Origin of the sequence: Pseudomonas cichorii (assembly GCF_018343775.1) — a bacterium.
GTDB lineage: Bacteria > Pseudomonadota > Gammaproteobacteria > Pseudomonadales > Pseudomonadaceae > Aquipseudomonas > Aquipseudomonas cichorii.
This window is the reverse complement of the sequence record NZ_CP074349.1, coordinates 4,430,134-4,444,379: the sequence shown is the minus strand read 5'-3', so window position 1 is coordinate 4,444,379 and position 14,246 is coordinate 4,430,134. Positions and strand designations below refer to the sequence as shown.

Genomic DNA, 14,246 nt, shown 5'->3' with positions numbered 1-14,246 from the left:
ACTGAGTTATCCACAGCTTCTGTGGATTGTCCCGTCACATCAGGCGGTTATATGCAGGGTTTACCTTGCACTAAAAGAGAGTAGAGTTATGTCCCCCGATTTTCCCCGCAATGCCTATCATGCCTGCCTTGAGTCGCTGCCTCTGTCGCGCAGACGTTTCTGAATCTTCTTTTGTTCACAATGCCGCAGGCAATGATCCGGCATGTAGGGAGTCGTTATGGCTTTGGACCTGAACAGCCTGTTGCTGGGGCTTGGTGTGGCGGCGCTGCCTTTGCTGGCGTGGGTCTGGCAGTTGCAGCGGCGTCTGGCGCGTCAGCAGGCCGACACGGCATTGCTCGATGAGCGCTTGAGCATGGCGCAGATGGCTCAGGATGGCCTCAACGCCCAACTGGACGCCAGCCGCGACGAGATCAGCGACCTGAGCCAGGCCAACGCTGCCCGTCAGGCCGATCTGGCTGCGGTGCGCCGCGAAGTCGAGCTGCTGCGTCTGGAATGCGATAACGGCCGTGATGCCGCCCATGGCTGGAACCTTGAGCGGGCCAGCAAGGAAAACGAGCTGCGCCGTCTGGATGCCCAGTGCGCAGCCTTGAATGCCGAGTTGCGTGAACAACAGGAAAGCCATCAGCAACGCTTGAACGATCTCCAGGGTTCGCGTGATGAGTTGCGCGCCCAGTTTGCTGAACTGGCAGGCAAGATTTTCGATGAGCGTGAGCAGCGTTTCGCTGAAACCAGTCAGCAACAGTTGGGGCAACTGCTCAATCCTCTGAAGGAGCGCATCCAGTCATTCGAGAAGCGCGTGGAGGAGAGCTACCAGAACGAAGCCCGCGAACGGTTTTCCCTGGGCAAGGAGCTGGAGCGCCTGCAGCAATTGAACCTGCGCCTGAGCGATGAAGCGACCAACCTGACTCGCGCACTCAAGGGCCAGAAAACCCAGGGCAACTGGGGTGAGCTGATTCTGGAGCGGGTGCTGGAGCATGCCGGGCTTGAGAAAGGCCGCGAATACCAGACCCAGGTCAGTCTCAAGGGGCCGGACGGCGAACGCTTCCAGCCTGATGTTCTGATCATGCTGCCAGGGGACAAGCAGGTTGTAGTGGACGCCAAGGTCAGTCTGACGGCCTACCAGCAATATGTGTCGGCGGCCGACGAGGTGATCGGTCAGGCGGCCTTGAAGCAGCATGTGCTGTCCTTGCGCAATCACGTAAAAGGCTTGTCCGGCAAGGATTACAAGCGTCTTGAAGGGCTGCACAGCCTGGATTTCGTTTTGCTGTTCGTACCTATAGAAGCGGCGTTTTCGGCGGCTTTGCAGGCTGAGCCCAATCTGTTTCAGGAAGCGTTCGACCGTAATATCGTGATTGTCAGCCCGACGACGCTGCTTGCCACCTTGCGGGTCATCGACAGCCTGTGGAAGCAGGAGCGCCAGAGCCAGAACGCCCGGGAAATCGCGGAGCGGGCAGGGTGGCTGTACGACAAGTTCGTGTTGTTCATTCAGGATCTGGATGAGGTCGGCAATCGCTTGCAACAACTTGATAAAGCTTATTCCGCTGCCCGTAACAAATTAACGGATGGTCGCGGTAATCTGGTCAGCCGCAGCGAACAGCTCAAGTTGCTGGGCGCGCGGGCCAGCAAAAACCTGCCGCCTGATTTGCTTGAGCGGGCCATGACGGACGAAGATGGCGTGCTGCGTTTGCCGGAATAGTCGAGGTTGCGACAGTGCAAAGCCGTCTGTCGTAAAGACTAGAAGGAAACGCGCAGAGGTGTCACATTGATTCCATCGGGAAAAATGTTTTCCGAGATGCTCTGCTAAATTAAAACTTGCTTCTATGATCAGTATTAGCAATCGGTGCATTGCCTGTTGCCCGGTTTTCCCTCAAGGGGGCGTTATGAATAGCAAATTGCAAGACTGGCTCCATGATCTGGGTGTTGCGCTGGGTTTGATTGAACGGCCCAAACTGCAACCTATACCTGTGCGCGCCGAGGACGAGCGTCGCCGCCCACGTCGATAAGCCTTGGTTGACCGCTGCCGGTCACCTGTATTGGCGCTCCATCCGAGCGGGACGCAAGGCCGTGTCCCGTTATCTGTTTTCAATTGTCTTTTTCCTGCCGCTATACCTGGCGCATCAGTACGATCAGATCCACCACCACGGGCAGCGACAGATGCTCGGGTTTATGGATGGCGCGTTCTCTTATGGAGGCCGGGAACGCGAAGTCGAACTCTTCTTCCAGACGCCCGAAAAGCTCGTTGATGTCCTGCTCATCCAGCACGAGATCCTCGAAGGGCACATCGTCGCGCAGTGCGGATTTGTCCACCAGAATGACTCCCAGAATGTCGAGCACCCTTTGGTTGATGTCCTCGCGATTCATGGAAGCCCCGGATTTTAATCATGTCAGGATTACGGGAACTTCGGATAAACCAGCCCTCGGTTTCAGGCTAGCTGAAGTTTGCTGACGGCCTGTGCAGGGCGACGGGTGCCCGATAGCGGGTTCAGGCCGGTCGGGTGATCGGCTAGACTGCGCGCCTTGTCTGCAATTGAAGAGAAAACCATGTCCCGTGCTCGCTGCGAGCGCTGCCTGCGGCCTGACAACCACTGTCTCTGCGCCTTGATTCCACAACTGGATAGCCGCACCCGCGTGTTGGTGCTGCAACATCCCAGTGAAGTCAGTCACGCCTTGAATACTGCACGTCTGGCTGCCCTTGGGCTGGTCAATGCGCAACTTGTGGTGGGTGAGGTGTTCGAGGATCTGGAAGCGCTGCTGAATCAGCCCGGTTATCAGGCGCGCCTGTTGTTTCCGGGCGAAGATGCGCAAGCGTTGAAGGCCTATGCCGATCAGGATCAGCCGATGCTGCTGGTGGTTCCGGATGGCACCTGGCGCAAGGCGAGAAAACTGCTGCACCTCAACCCGTTATTGGTCGGGTTGCCCAGAGTGACATTGGGCTCTGCTCCGATTTCACGTTATCGCCTGCGCAAGGCACCGGGGCCAGATGCCTTGTCGACGCTTGAGGCGATTACTCACGCCTTGCAAATCCTTGAGCCCGGGCATTCGTTCGCCGAGCTGCTGCGGCCTTTCGATGCCTTGATCGAAGGGCAGATCAAGGCCATGGGCCATGAGACTTATCAGCGCAATCACCGCGAACACTAAAACAATTGGGGGCGTTATGCGTCTCCAGCTGTATCTGTGAGCAGCGCCAATCTGTGCCTAGACTGACAACTCTGCTTTGTCTGATCCGGGATGACCGATGCACATTTCTTCTGGCCGCTGGGTGTATGGCCTTTGTCTTGCCCTGTTGACCGCTTTTCTCTGGGGCATCCTGCCCGTCAAGCTCAAACAAGTGCTGCAAGTGATGGATCCGGTGACGGTGACCTGGTTCCGTCTGCTGGTATCCGGCGTCCTGCTCTTTATATGGCTGGCATCGGTCAAGCGCTTGCCGAGCTTCAAGGTGCTTGGGGGCAAAGGCAAGATTCTGGTGGCGCTGGCAGTGTTTGGCCTGGTGGGCAACTATGTGCTGTATCTGGTGGGGCTGCGACTGCTGAGCCCGGGGACTGCGCAATTGATTATTCAAGTCGGCCCCATTCTTCTGTTGTTCGGCAGCATCTGTATGTTCAAGGAACGATTCAGTCTTGGGCAGGGCATTGGTCTGCTTGTTCTGTTGGTCGGTTTTGGCTTGTTCTTCAATGAGCGTCTTCAGGAGTTGTTTACCTCGTTGAGTGATTACACCGTCGGCGTGCTGATTGCCTTTCTGGCTGCTGTGGTCTGGAGTCTCTATGGCCTGAGCCAGAAGCAATTGCTGACAGTGTGGAACTCGTTGCAGGTCATGATGGTGATCTACCTGTTCTGCGCGCTGCTGATCACGCCCTGGGCGCATCCGATGGAGGCTTTGCAGTTGAGCCCGTTGCAGGGTTGGTTATTGCTGGCGTGTTGCCTGAACACGCTGGTGGCCTATGGCGCATTTGCCGAGGCTTTGGCGCACTGGGAAGCTTCGCGTGTCAGCGCAACCCTGGCCCTCACGCCGCTGGTGACGCTGGCAGCGGTGGCTGTTGCCGCATGGTTGTGGCCCGACTACGTGCAGGCCGAAGAAATCAATGCGCTGGGTTATGGCGGTGCAGTGCTGGTGGTGCTGGGCTCGGCCCTGACTGCGTTGGGGCCGTCGATGATTGCTGGCTGGAAGGCCAGGAAGCAGCGGCTGGCGGTATAGCGCCAGCGGCTATTTACCCAGTTGTTCTGCCTGCCGAAGCCATTGCTGGCGCTGTTCTTCGGTGGAAGTGCGGATCGGGGCGAATTCGGTCAGGCGTTTCGTTCTGATTCCGCAGAAGGCCAGGATCGTACGAATCATCTGACGATGTGCCGGTGCGCCGTAGATCCAGCGGAAGTAGCGGGGCGGGGTGTCCATGGTTGACAGCAGCTCCGCGGTCTTGCCCTTGAGCAGCTCGTTGGACGGGTGTCTGCGGCCGTGGGTCCTGAAGGCGAAACCGGGCATGAACACCCGGTCGAAGAAACCACTCAGCAAGGCTGGCAGACCACCCCAGGAAACCGGGTAGACGAATACAAGATGCTCGGCCCAGTGGATCTGGCGCTGGGCTTCGAGCAGGTCGTGTTCCAGATTCTGACTCTGCTCGTAGCCGTTATGCAGGATCGGATCGAAGTCCAGCTCGCTGAGCTTGAGCATCCTCACTACATGACCTTTGCTGCGTGCTCCCTGCGAGTAGGCATCACCCAGGGCGTGGCAGAAACTGACGGTCTTCGGTGTGCCGTAAATCATCAGGATACGTTTCCCACTGCCTTCCAGAGGTGTTGCACCACTCTTTGGGTCAGCCATTGCTACCCGCCTCCAGCATTTTTTCCGGTCGGACCCAAGCGTCGAACTGCTCGTCGGTGAGATAGCCCAGGGCAAGGGCGGCTTCCCGCAAGGTCAGCCCTTCGCTGTAGGCTTTCTTGGCGATCTGCGCCGATTTGTCGTAACCGATATGGGGATTGAGAGCGGTGACCAGCATCAGGCCTCGCTCCAGGTGTTCGGCCATTTTTGCGGCATCGGGTTCCAGGCCGGCGATGCAATGCTCGTTGAAGTTGCGGCATCCGTCGGCCAGCAGCCGGATCGACTGGAGCAGGTTATGAATGATGACCGGTTTGTACACGTTCAGTTGCAGATGCCCCTGGCTGGCGGCGAAACCGATGGTCACGTCGTTGCCCATGACCTGACAGGCCAGCATCGACAGCGCCTCGCATTGGGTCGGGTTGACCTTGCCGGGCATGATCGAGCTTCCCGGTTCGTTGGCTGGCAGCCGGACTTCTGCAAGCCCGGCGCGTGGGCCGGAGCCCAGCAGGCGCAGGTCGTTGGCGATTTTCATCAAGGCCACGGCCAGTGTCTTGAGCGCCCCGGACAAGGCAGTGAGCGGTTCATGGCCCGCCAGCGCGGCGAACTTGTTGGGCGCCGTGACGAACGGCAGTCCTGACAGGGCCGCCAGTTCCGCAGCCACGGCCTCGGCGAATCCTTTGGGAGCATTCAGCCCGGTGCCCACGGCGGTGCCGCCCTGAGCCAGTTCAAAGACCGCAGGCAAGGTGGCGCGAATGGCTTTCTGGGCGTAATCCAGTTGCGCCACGAAGCCCGAAAGCTCCTGGCCGAAGGTGATCGGTGTGGCATCCATCATGTGGGTGCGGCCGGTTTTCACCAGTTTGATGTGCCGTGCCGACTGCTCGGCAAGGCCATTGGACAGCTCGGCGATGGCGGGCAGCAGGTGCTCCTTGACCGCTTGTGCCGCTGCGATGTGCATGGCAGTCGGGAAGCAGTCATTGGAACTCTGTGAGCGGTTGACGTGATCGTTGGGATGCACCGGGCTCTTGCCGCCACGGCCCTGGCCAGCCAGTTCGTTGGCGCGTCCGGCAATCACCTCGTTGACGTTCATGTTGCTTTGCGTGCCGCTGCCGGTCTGCCAGACCACCAGCGGAAACTGGGCGTCATGCTGACCGTCGAGCACTTCGTTGGCGGCCTGCTCGATGAGCCGGGCGATATCGGCGGGCAGGTCGCCATTGCGATCATTGACCCGGGCGGCGGCTTTCTTGATCAGGGTCAGGGCATGCAGCACGGCAAGCGGCATGGACTGGTCACCAATCGCAAAGTTGATCAGCGACCTTTGGGTCTGTGCACCCCAGTAAGCGTCTTCAGGGACTTCTATCGGGCCAATGCTGTCAGTTTCTGTACGGCTCACTGGTCTTACTCCTTTAAGGTGCGTAAGGGTTAGGTGCCTTTAATTCTTCAGGGTTCCCATACGGTCTGTGTTAGCGGGTTTTCAACCACTGAGTTAAGCGGGGGTTGAGCCAAAAGCGAACATAAGCGCAGAATGGTCGGCCTTGAGGTCATGCCTCGTTTGTCAGATTAAGGAAATTCGATGACCCGTCTTCGTGCCATCTGTACTGCGGTAGCCCTGGTTTGCGCCAGCGGTCAGGTTCTCGCCGACACCGCCAGCCACAACGCCAGTGCCGAAACCTTCCTCAAGCTTGCCAACGCTGACAAGCTGGGTGCTCCGGTATACGCGCAGGTCCAGCAGATGTTTGCTCAGCGTTTTGCTGAAACCAAGGCCCCTGCATCGAAAAAGGCCTTGCTGGAAACCTATCAGGCCAAGGCCAACACCGCTGTCGATCAGGCAATCGGCTGGAACAAGCTCAAGCCGGACATGGTCAAGCTCTACACCGCCAACTTCACCGAGAGCGAGTTGAAGGATCTGGTCGTGTTCTACCAGTCGCCACTGGGCAAGAAAGTCATGTCCAAAATGCCTGAGCTGGCTCAGCAATCGGCTCAACTGACCCAGAGTAAGCTGGAAAGCGCCGTGCCGGTGGTCAACAAGCTGCTCGCCGACATGACCGCCGAGCTGGAGCCTGCCAAAGCCGCAGCCCCGGCTGCGCCCAAGAAACCCTGACAGGCGAGCCTGGTCATGAGCATGCAACAAAAAATCGAGTCGGCACTTGCGCTGCTTGAGCCGCAGCACCTGCAAGTGCTCGATGAGAGCCATATGCACAGCCGTGGACAGCAGACGCATTACAAGGCCATTCTGGTCAGCGACCAGTTTGCGGGCCTGAACTCGGTCAAGCGGCATCAGAAGGTCTACGCCACGTTGGGTAGCCTGATGGGCGAGTTCCACGCCCTGGCGTTGCACACCTACACGCCTGAGGAATGGACAAGGATCGGCGCGGCTCCCGCTTCGCCGACCTGCGCCGGCGGTCACTGACCTGAGCTTCGGGGGCCGCCCCGAAGCAATATCCTGATAACGCCTGTTTTGCTAGAATCCGCACCGCGCCGCAAGGCCGGTGCGTTTTTCGTTCTGATTTTTTTGCCCGGTAGGCCCTTTACGAGGGTCACCACCTGGAGAGATACATGACACAAGAGCCGATGACTCAGCCGATCGTCGTAGCTGCGCTATACAAATTCGTGACCCTCAGCGATTACGTTGCCCTGCGTGAGCCTCTGTTGCAGGCCATGATCGCCAATGGCGTCAAGGGCACTCTGCTGATCGCTGAGGAAGGCATCAACGGTACGGTTTCCGGTAGCCGTGAAGGCATCGATGGCCTGCTGGCCTGGTTGAAAAACGATCCGCGCATGGTCGATATCGATCACAAGGAATCGTTCTGCGACGAGCAGCCGTTCTATCGCACCAAGGTCAAGCTCAAGAAAGAGATCGTGACTCTGGGCGTCGAAGGTGTGGACCCCAACAAGAGCGTCGGCACTTATGTCGAGCCCAAGGACTGGAACGCCCTGATTACCGATCCTGAAGTGCTGCTGATCGATACCCGTAACGACTACGAAGTGTCCATTGGCACCTTTGAAGGCGCTATCGACCCCAAGACCACGTCCTTCCGCGAGTTTCCGGCATACATCAAGGAGCACTTCGATCCGGCCGTCCACAAGAAGGTCGCCATGTTCTGCACCGGCGGCATTCGTTGCGAAAAGGCGTCGAGCTATATGCTGGGCGAGGGTTTCGAGGAGGTCTATCACCTCAAGGGCGGGATTCTCAAATACCTGGAAGAAGTCCCTCAGGAAGAGAGCAAGTGGAGTGGCGACTGCTTCGTGTTCGATAACCGTGTCACGGTGCGTCACGACCTGAGCGAAGGCGACTACGATCAATGTCATGCCTGCCGCACACCGATCAGTGCCGAAGACCGCGCCAGCGAGCATTATTCGCCGGGTGTCAGTTGCCCGCACTGCTGGGACAGCCTGAGCGAAAAGACTCGCCGCAGCGCCATTGACCGGCAGAAGCAGATCGAGCTGGCAAAAGCCCGTAATCAGCCACACCCGATTGGTCACAACTACCGTTCGCAATCCGAGGCCTGAGCCATGTCCTCCCGCCTGATCTATGTAATGGACCCGATGTGTTCGTGGTGCTGGGGTTTCGCTCCGGTGGCCGAGGCATTGGTAGGACAGGCACAGGCGGGCGGCGTGCCGCTGCATCTGGTCATGGGTGGTTTGCGCTCCGGCACCACGGCGCTGGACGCTTCCACGCGGCGCTATATCCTTGAACACTGGGATGCGGTAGAGAAAGCCACCGGGCAGCCATTTCGTCTGGAAGGTGCCTTGCCGGAGGGTTTCGTCTACGACACCACACCCGCCTGCAGGGCCGTGACCGCTGCCCGCCATCTTGATCCCCAAGGGGCGTGGGCGCTGGTCAAACTGATTCAGCAGGCGTTTTACACGCAAGGGCGCGATGTCACTCATGCACCGCTGCTGGTCGAACTGGCCGAGCAGGCGGGGCTGGCCCGTCAGCCGTTCGCGGACGCTTTTGACAGCGTTGAGCAGCGAGCGGCCACGACGTCCGACTTTGCCTGGGTGCAGGGGCTTGGCATTGCCGGTTTTCCGACCCTGCTCGCCGAGCACAACGGGCAGTTCGCGTTGCTGACCAATGGTTATCAGCCCCTGAGTGAACTGGCGCCACTGCTCGGGCGATGGCTGGAGCGTGCAGCCAGTGCATGAAGAGCCTTCTTTCCGGCAGCCGGAGTCTCCCGGCGACAGATTGAGCTGGGCCGAGATCCGGCGGCTGGCATTACGTCACAAGAAAGCCCTCTGGATCGCCAACGGCGTGGCCGTGCTGGCGACGCTGTGCAGCGTGCCGATTCCATTGCTCCTGCCATTACTGGTGGACGAAGTACTGCTGGGGCGTGGTGATGCTGCGCTGAAAATCATGGACCATGCCTTGCCCGACAGCCTGCAGAAGGCGGTGGGCTACATCGGTCTGATGCTGGTGTTGACCCTGGTCCTGCGGCTGGGCGCCTTGCTGTTCAATGTCCTGCAGGCGCGGTTGTTCGCGCGTCTGGCCAAGGACATTGTCTACCGTATCCGCCTGCGCCTGATCGAGCGCCTCCAGCGTATTTCCCTGCGCGAGTATGAAAGCCTGGGCAGCGGCATGGTGACCACGCATCTGGTCACTGATCTGGACACGCTGGACAAGTTCGTCGGCGAAACCCTCAGCCGTTTTCTGGTGGCGACCCTGACCCTGGCAGGTACCGCTGGCATCCTGATGTGGATGCACTGGAAGCTGGCGCTGCTGATCATGCTGTTCAATCCGCTGGTGATCTTTGCCACCGTGCGGTTGGGCAAGCGAGTCAAACACCTTAAAAAGCTCGAGAACGACAGTACTTCGCGCTTTACCCAGGCCTTGAGCGAAACCCTGGATGCCATTCAGGAAGTGCGGGCAGGCAATCGGCAGGGCTTTTTCCTGGGGCGCCTGGGCCAGCGTGCCCGGGAAGTGCGCGATTACGCCGTGAACTCCCAGTGGAAAAGCGATGCCTCTGGCCGGGCCAGTGGCCTGCTGTTTCAGTTCGGCATCGATATTTTCCGGGCTGCGGCGATGCTTACGGTGCTGTTCTCGGATCTTTCCATTGGCCAGATGCTCGCGGTATTCAGTTACCTGTGGTTCATGATCGCGCCGGTGGAGCAATTGCTGAACCTGCAATACGCCTATTACGCGGCGGGCGGGGCGCTGACCCGTATCAATGAATTGCTTGCCCGTGAAGACGAGCCGCAATACCCCGGTGTTGTCGAGCCTTTCAAGGGGCGGGCAACCGTTGGCATCGAGGTGCGTGGTCTGAGTTTCGGCTATGGTGAAGACTTGGTGCTGGATCAGTTGAACCTGTCGATTGCGCCCGGTGAAAAGGTCGCGATTGTCGGTGCCAGCGGTGGGGGTAAAAGTACCCTGGTGCAACTGCTGCTGGGGTTGTACAGCGCGCAGACCGGCACCATTCGTTTTGGTGGTTCCACCCTGCAGGAGATCGGTCTGGAGCGGGTGCGGGAACATGTGGCGGTGGTGCTGCAACACCCGGCACTGTTCAACGATTCCATACGCGCCAACCTGACCATGGGTCGCGATTGCACGGACGAAGCCTGCTGGGCGGCGCTGGAAGTTGCTCAGCTTGAGTCGACCATCCGTCTGCTGCCCGAGGGCCTGGACAGCATTGTTGGGCGTTCCGGGGTGCGTTTGTCCGGCGGGCAGCGTCAGCGCCTGGCCATTGCGCGCATGGTGCTGTCAGACCCCAAAGTCGTCATTCTGGACGAGGCGACTTCAGCGCTGGATGCGGCCACCGAATACAATCTGCATCAGGCGCTGGCACTCTTTCTGCGCAGCCGCACAACCCTGATCATCGCTCATCGCCTGTCTGCGGTAAAACAGGCCGACCGGGTCCTGGTATTCGACGGCGGGCGTATTGCCGAGGAAGGGGATCACCAGCAACTGATCGCCGAGGGCGGGCTCTACGCCAAGCTGTATGGATATCTGCAGCAGGTCTGATTGCAGGGCCGACTGATCACGCCAGCTTTGTGCGCAATGTTGCACCTTGTATAAAAACCGAGAAAATCACTCGTCTCTCTTGTTGGATTTAGCCTAGTCTCTGATCAGGACGTTCAATCAGTCATGTGGTGAAGTGAACCCATGAAGCAGCCGCGGTCTCTCTCAAAGCCTCGTCTTTTGGGCATTGTGTGGCCTTTTGTTGCCGTCGCGCTTTTTCAGGCGCTGCTCGGATGCGTGAGCCTTTACACCTTGTCTGCCGTACGCAGCTATGTCGTGGGCGAAAGCCTCTGGTCAAAGGGCCAGAAGGACGCCATTCATTACCTGGGGCTTTATGTCGACAGTCATGATGAGCGCGACTTTGCCAGGTACCAGCAGGCAATTGCCATTCCCCAGGGCGGCCATGCCCTGCGTCAGGTACTGAATCAGCCCGATCCCTCGTTGGCTGATGCGCAGAAAGCCATTCTTCAAGGCGGTAACCACCCCGATGATGTCGGCGGCATCATCTGGCTGTATCGCAACTTCCATGACTTCAGTTACATGGAAAAGGCCATCTACTGGTGGAACATCGGCGATGACTATCTTGCCCGGCTCGATGAGCTGGCCCGCACGATCCGCAACCGGGTCGCCGAAGGTGCGGTGAGCCCGGATGAATCCTTGCAATGGCACGCCCGGATCAATGCAATCAATGAGGCGGTAACCCCCGTTGCCAAGGCTTTCAGCGATGCGCTGGGAGAGGGGTCGAGATTCATTCTATGGCTGCTGCTGATCATCAATCCGGTCACAGCCCTGGTGCTGATCCTTCTGGCACTGTTACGTTCGCGCAAGCTGCTCGAACAGCGCCACGTCTTTGCCCATGCGCTGCAACTGGAGAAGGACCGGGCGCAGATCACGCTGGAGTCCATCGGCGACGGAGTTATCACCACGGACGTCAGCGGTGCGATCGTTTACATGAACGCAGCTGCAGAAGGGCTGACTCACTGGCGTAACAGCCAGGCGATCGGGCTGCCGCTGGCTGCGCTGTTCAATCTGCTGGACGAAAACGACCACAAGGACAGCCTGACGCTGATGGAGCATATCCTCAGCGGCAAGTTCAAGGGTGGCAGCGTGCACTGCAAGCTGATCCAGCGTCTGGATGGCAGCACGGTGATGGTCAATCTGGTCGGGTCGCCGATCTACAGCGACGGGGTTGTCAGTGGCGCTGTGCTGGTGCTGCACGACATGACCCAGGAAAGCCAGCATCTGGCCAACCTTTCCTGGCAGGCCGCCCATGATGCACTGACCGGGTTGGTCAACCGGAGCGAGTTCGAGTATCGCCTGGAGCAGTTGCTCGCAGATTCCGAATCCTCGAATGAAAGTCACTGCCTGATGTTTCTGGATCTGGATCAGTTCAAGCTGATCAATGACACCAACGGTCACTCAGCGGGCGACGAACTGCTCCGGCATCTGTGCCGGATGTTGCCTCAGGGGATTCGTGAAGGTGACACCCTTGCCCGCTTAGGGGGCGATGAGTTCGGTATTCTGCTGTGCAATTGTGCGCCACAGACGGCCCTGGAAATCGCCGAGAGCCTGCGCAAGATGGTGCAGAGCATGCATTTCGTCTGGAAAGGCCGACCCTTTGTGACGACGATCAGTATTGGTCTGGTGCATATAGGCGATGCGCCGACCACGCTGGAGGCGTCGCTTCGAGCAGCAGACATGGCGTGCTACATGGCCAAGGAAAAAGGCCGCAACCGTGTTCAGGTCTACCATCCGGACGATTCGCAACTCTCCACGCGCTCCGGTGAAATGGCCTGGATCCAGCGCCTGCACATGGCCTTGGGCGAGAACCGTTTCTGCCTGTACACCCAGGAAATTGCACCGCTTCACCAGCCTGATGACGGGGTGAGGCATGTCGAGATCCTTTTGCGCCTGCGCGACGAATCGGGGCGAATGGTTTCACCGGACAGCTTCATACCGGCAGCAGAGCGTTATGGCTTGATGACAACCCTTGATCGCTGGGTTGTGCAGAATGTCTTTCAGGTCATTGCGCAATGCATGAACGATCCACGGCACCAGATGCCCCAGGCGATCTGTGCCATCAATCTGTCCGGCTCCAGTATTGGTGATGAGGCCTTTCTGGATTACCTGAAGCTGCAGTTCAGGACGTATGGTGTTTCCCCGAGCATGATCTGTTTCGAGGTGACCGAAACCAGTGCGATTGCCGACCTGGGCAGCGCCATCCGCTTCATGAATGAACTCAAGGCACTGGGTTGTCTCTTCTCCCTTGATGACTTCTGCTCCGGGATGTCCTCCTTTGCTTACCTGAAACATCTTCCCGTCGATTTTCTGAAGATCGATGGTAGCTTTGTAAAGGATATGCTCGACAATCCGATCAATCGTGCCATGGTCGATGTCATCAATCATATTGGTCACGTCATGGGCAAGAAAACCATTGCCGAGTTTGTTGAAACCCCGCAGATTGAGTCTGCTCTGCAGGAAATAGGTGTGGATTTTGCACAGGGGTACTTGATAGCTCGTCCAGAGTTATTGACGTGTGAAAGCCTGTACACCCAGCCTGCACGCCCGGCCTCCGTGATGGCCGAGGCTCATGGGTATCAAGCCAACTCGGTACAACCAACAAAAAAGGGAGCCGCACAGTGATCGACACTTTCAATAGAACCGGTCCGCTCATGGAAGCCAGCAGTTATCCGGCATGGGCGCAACAGTTGATCAAGGATTGCAGTGCCGCCAAGGCTCGTGTGGTCGAACACGAGCTGTATCAGAAAATGCGTGATGGGCGCCTGAGCCCGCAGGTCATGCGCCATTACTTGATTGGCGGCTGGCCGGTGGTTGAGCAGTTTGCCGTCTACATGGCCAAGAACCTGACCAAGACCCGTTTCGGCCGCCATCCTGGGGAGGATATGGCGCGTCGCTGGCTGATGCGTAATATCCGCGTCGAACTCAATCATGCAGATTATTGGGTGAACTGGTGTGCCGGCCATGGGGTGAGTGTCGATGACCTGCACGCCCAGCGCGTGGCGCCGGAGCTGCATGCCTTGAGCCACTGGTGCTGGCAGACCAGCTCTTCGGATTCCCTGGCCGTGGCCATGGCCGCCACCAACTATGCCATCGAGGGTGCGACAGGTGAGTGGGCGGCAGTTGTCTGTTCCAGTGATGTCTACGCCGAAGGTTTCCCCAGCGAAACCCGCAAGCGCGCCATGAAATGGCTGAAGATGCACGCTCAGTATGACGATGCGCACCCATGGGAAGCGCTGGAGATCATTTGCACCCTGGCGGGCAACAACCCCAGCGTGCAGCTACAGACCGAATTGCGTCAGGCGACCACCAAGAGCTATGACTACATGTACCTGTTCCTTGAAAGCTGTATGCAGCTGGACAAGGTCAAGCCTTCGCGCGAGCGTGTAGCAGCGGTCGGGGCCTGATAAAACAGCGGATTCATTGGTCCGGTCTTTCGCGAATGAATTCGCTCCTGCGGGCTGTGTG

The 14,246-nt window shown here is 58.6% G+C and carries 14 protein-coding genes; 11 read left to right on the top strand and 3 right to left on the bottom strand.

Features of this window, described 5'->3' with window-relative positions:
• The first annotated feature begins 331 nt into the window (after nt 1-331).
• Nucleotides 332-1,696, top strand: a complete 1,365-nt coding sequence (gene rmuC, locus KGD89_RS18800; protein WP_162883716.1) for a DNA recombination protein RmuC — start codon at nt 332-334, stop codon at nt 1,694-1,696.
• Nucleotides 1,697-1,880: 184 nt separating this feature from the next.
• Nucleotides 1,881-2,003 carry a PA1414 family protein gene (locus KGD89_RS26170; RefSeq protein WP_256327101.1) on the top strand — a complete coding sequence of 41 codons (123 nt, stop codon included), beginning with the start codon at nt 1,881-1,883 and terminating at the stop codon, nt 2,001-2,003.
• Between the two features lie 100 nt (nt 2,004-2,103).
• Here KGD89_RS26170 and KGD89_RS18795 read toward each other — a convergent pair whose 3' ends face one another.
• Complete coding sequence (locus KGD89_RS18795; protein WP_038399979.1) at nt 2,104-2,361, bottom strand: hypothetical protein; 258 nt, start codon at nt 2,359-2,361, stop codon at nt 2,104-2,106.
• A gap of 180 nt (nt 2,362-2,541) precedes the next feature.
• On the opposite strand from KGD89_RS18795, the gene KGD89_RS18790 reads away from it, so the two are divergent.
• Both KGD89_RS18790 and KGD89_RS18785 read left to right on the top strand, forming a co-directional pair.
• Nucleotides 2,542-3,138 carry a tRNA-uridine aminocarboxypropyltransferase gene (locus KGD89_RS18790; RefSeq protein ID WP_025261309.1) on the top strand — a complete coding sequence of 199 codons (597 nt, stop codon included), beginning with the start codon at nt 2,542-2,544 and terminating at the stop codon, nt 3,136-3,138.
• A gap of 97 nt (nt 3,139-3,235) precedes the next feature.
• Nucleotides 3,236-4,192 carry a DMT family transporter gene (locus KGD89_RS18785; RefSeq protein ID WP_025261308.1) on the top strand — a complete coding sequence of 319 codons (957 nt, stop codon included), beginning with the start codon at nt 3,236-3,238 and terminating at the stop codon, nt 4,190-4,192.
• A gap of 9 nt (nt 4,193-4,201) precedes the next feature.
• Here KGD89_RS18785 and KGD89_RS18780 read toward each other — a convergent pair whose 3' ends face one another.
• Both KGD89_RS18780 and KGD89_RS18775 read right to left on the bottom strand, forming a co-directional pair.
• Entirely contained in the window at nt 4,202-4,813 is a 612-nt protein-coding gene (locus KGD89_RS18780; protein WP_025261307.1) for an NAD(P)H-dependent oxidoreductase, read from the bottom strand.
• Entirely contained in the window at nt 4,806-6,200 is a 1,395-nt protein-coding gene (locus KGD89_RS18775; protein WP_025261306.1) for a class II fumarate hydratase, read from the bottom strand. Before KGD89_RS18775 ends, KGD89_RS18780 begins: the two co-directional genes overlap by 8 nt.
• 180 nt (nt 6,201-6,380) lie before the next feature.
• On the opposite strand from KGD89_RS18775, the gene KGD89_RS18770 reads away from it, so the two are divergent.
• The 7 genes from KGD89_RS18770 to KGD89_RS18740 all read left to right on the top strand — a co-directional run bounded on the left by KGD89_RS18770 (nt 6,381) and on the right by KGD89_RS18740 (nt 14,185).
• The gene (locus tag KGD89_RS18770) at nt 6,381-6,908 is read left to right on the top strand and encodes a DUF2059 domain-containing protein (RefSeq protein ID WP_025261305.1); all 528 of its coding nucleotides are present in this window, start codon (nt 6,381-6,383) and stop codon (nt 6,906-6,908) included.
• 15 nt (nt 6,909-6,923) lie between these two features.
• Nucleotides 6,924-7,217, top strand: a complete 294-nt coding sequence (locus KGD89_RS18765) for a BolA family protein (RefSeq protein WP_025261304.1) — start codon at nt 6,924-6,926, stop codon at nt 7,215-7,217.
• Nucleotides 7,218-7,378: 161 nt separating this feature from the next.
• Nucleotides 7,379-8,317 (top strand): oxygen-dependent tRNA uridine(34) hydroxylase TrhO, encoded by a 939-nt coding sequence (gene trhO / locus KGD89_RS18760; protein WP_038400556.1) that lies wholly within the window; start codon nt 7,379-7,381, stop codon nt 8,315-8,317.
• Nucleotides 8,318-8,320: 3 nt separating this feature from the next.
• A complete protein-coding gene (locus tag KGD89_RS18755) occupies nt 8,321-8,953 on the top strand; it encodes a DsbA family protein (RefSeq protein WP_025261302.1) in 633 nt (210 codons plus the stop codon).
• The gene (locus KGD89_RS18750) at nt 8,946-10,763 is read left to right on the top strand and encodes an ABC transporter ATP-binding protein (protein WP_025261301.1); all 1,818 of its coding nucleotides are present in this window, start codon (nt 8,946-8,948) and stop codon (nt 10,761-10,763) included. The genes KGD89_RS18755 and KGD89_RS18750 overlap by 8 nt, the downstream gene beginning before the upstream one ends.
• A 141-nt stretch (nt 10,764-10,904) precedes the next feature.
• Entirely contained in the window at nt 10,905-13,403 is a 2,499-nt protein-coding gene (locus KGD89_RS18745) for an EAL domain-containing protein (protein WP_025261300.1), read from the top strand.
• Nucleotides 13,400-14,185, top strand: coding sequence for a TenA family transcriptional regulator (locus tag KGD89_RS18740; RefSeq protein WP_025261299.1), 786 nt, complete (start codon nt 13,400-13,402; stop codon nt 14,183-14,185). Before KGD89_RS18745 ends, KGD89_RS18740 begins: the two co-directional genes overlap by 4 nt.
• Nucleotides 14,186-14,246: the final 61 nt, after the last annotated feature.